The sequence below is a fragment of the Ideonella sp. B508-1 genome (assembly GCF_000333615.1).
Taxonomy (GTDB): Bacteria; Pseudomonadota; Gammaproteobacteria; order Burkholderiales; family Burkholderiaceae_C; genus Ideonella.
In genome coordinates this window covers 1-1,887 of sequence record NZ_BADL01000559.1, presented here as the reverse complement: position 1 = coordinate 1,887, position 1,887 = coordinate 1, and the positions used below count along the sequence as shown (strand labels likewise).

The following is a 1,887-nucleotide window of genomic DNA, read 5'->3' as shown; positions in this document are numbered from 1 at the left end:
ATAGTGAGCCAGAAGAGAGCGCATGGTCCTTGCTTCTACGCGAGGTGTTCTGTCGGTGCGCCGCAACCGTAGGTATCCTGGAGAACGCCCATGGCTCTGGTCCTCGCCTGCGAGCAAAACCGCCTGCTCTCGCGCCTGGCCCCGGAAGAAAAGGCCCGCTGGTTGCCGCACCTGGAGCCGGTCGACTTGCCGCTGGGGCTGGCGCTCTACGAACCCGGGCGCACCCTGAGCCACGTGTACTTTCCGACCACGGCCATCGTGTCCATTCTTTATGTGACAGAGACCGGCGCCTCGGCCGAGATCGCCATGGTGGGCAACGAAGGTCTGGTGGGCATCTCGCTGTTCATGGGGGGCGACTCCACGCCCAGCCGCGGCGTGGTGCAAAGCGCGGGTCAGGGCCTTCGCCTGCGCGCGCTGCTGCTCAAGGAAGAGTTCGAACGGGCGGGTCCGGTCATGCACCTGATGCTGCGCTACACCCAGGCCCTGATCACGCAGATGTCGCAGACGGCTGTCTGCAACCGCCACCACTCGCTGGACCAGCAGCTGTGCCGCTGGCTGCTGTTGAGCCTGGATCGCCTGTCGGGTAACGAACTGGTGATGACGCAGGAGCTGATCGCCAACATGCTGGGGGTGCGGCGCGAAGGCGTGACCGAGGCTGCCCTGAAGCTGCAGGCGGCTGGCCTGATCCGCTATGCGCGGGGACACATCACCGTGCTGGACCGGCCCGGCCTGGAGGCGCGCACCTGCGAGTGCTATGCGGTGGTCAAGCGCGAGTACGACCGTCTGCTGACCCCCTGCGTTCGCTAGCGAACAGAGCACGCCTGCCCCGGCCGACCATACTGCAGCGGTCGGCAAGGCGGATCTCAGAGATGCTCGGAGCCGCACTGTCGTTCACCCAGAGAGACACCATGAGCAAGCCACAGCGCGGCAACAAGGAAGCCAAGAAGCCCAAGAAGGCACCCCCGCCCGCACCCCCGGCGGGGGGTGTTGCGGCGCCTCCTCGACAGAAGTCGTGAAGCCCTTGCGGGCGGGGTCGCACGGGCTGACTTTGACGGGGAGACGGCCGATGGGGCACAGCATGTGGCAAAGCCATCCGGTTGCGGGGCGCAAAGGTCCGGGGGGCTCCCGCGCGGGCGCCTCGGACCGTATGAAGGGGCCATCGACCCCAGCGCATCTGGAGGCGCTGTTCGGCAGCGTCACCGCACAGCTGGAGGGGCTGGTGGTTCCCCGCAAGACCGGTACGGCGATTGCGCCCTGCCCTTCACGCCATCGCACCGAGTTGGCGGCATGCGTGCAGACCATGGGCCAGCTGTATCAGATGCTGATGCAGGAGTTGGCGCGCTCGCGGGAGCTGGAGCGCCATGTCCTGGAAACCCAGGCAACGCTGGACCGGATCCATGCGGAACTGACCGGCACCCGCGACGGGGAGCGGCACGCCCGGCACCTGGCCCTGCACGACAGCCTGACCCAGCTGCCCAACCGGCGCTTTTTCGTCGAGCGGCTCGAACAGGCCCTGGCCCAGCGTGGCGCGCATCCGGGCATGCTGGCCGTGCTGTTCCTGGATCTGGACGCCTTCAAGCCCATCAACGACGCCCATGGCCACCATGTGGGTGACGAGTTGCTGCAGATCGTGGGCGCCCGGCTGGGCCGCCTGCTCCGGTCCGGCGACATGGTCAGCCGCCTGGGTGGGGATGAGTTCGCCTGCCTGTGCGATGGGCTGTCCAGCCGCGAACAGATCGGCCACCTGGCCGACAAACTGTTCGACGCCGTGGCGGCCCCGATGCAGATCGGTACGCTGAACCTGTCGGTGCGCCCCAGCATTGGCATCGCCCTGTGCCCGCAGGATGGCCACAGTGTGGACGAGTGCTGCGCCATGCCGCACCGCCA

The 1,887-nt window shown here is 67.5% G+C and carries 2 protein-coding genes; both read left to right on the top strand.

The features are described from left to right. The first annotated feature begins 90 nt into the window (after positions 1-90). Positions 91-807, top strand: a complete 717-nt coding sequence (locus I73_RS21970; protein ID WP_022982588.1) for a Crp/Fnr family transcriptional regulator — start codon at positions 91-93, stop codon at positions 805-807. A gap of 493 nt (positions 808-1,300) precedes the next feature. Further along, on the top strand, positions 1,301-1,887 hold a 587-nt coding region (locus I73_RS29790), incomplete at its 3' end, for a GGDEF domain-containing protein (RefSeq protein WP_159105917.1).

Coding starts and splice junctions, on each gene's coding strand:
- I73_RS21970 (WP_022982588.1), top strand. CDS start 91: ATGGCTCTGGTCCTCGCCTGCGAGCAAAACCGCCTGCTCTCGCGCCTG.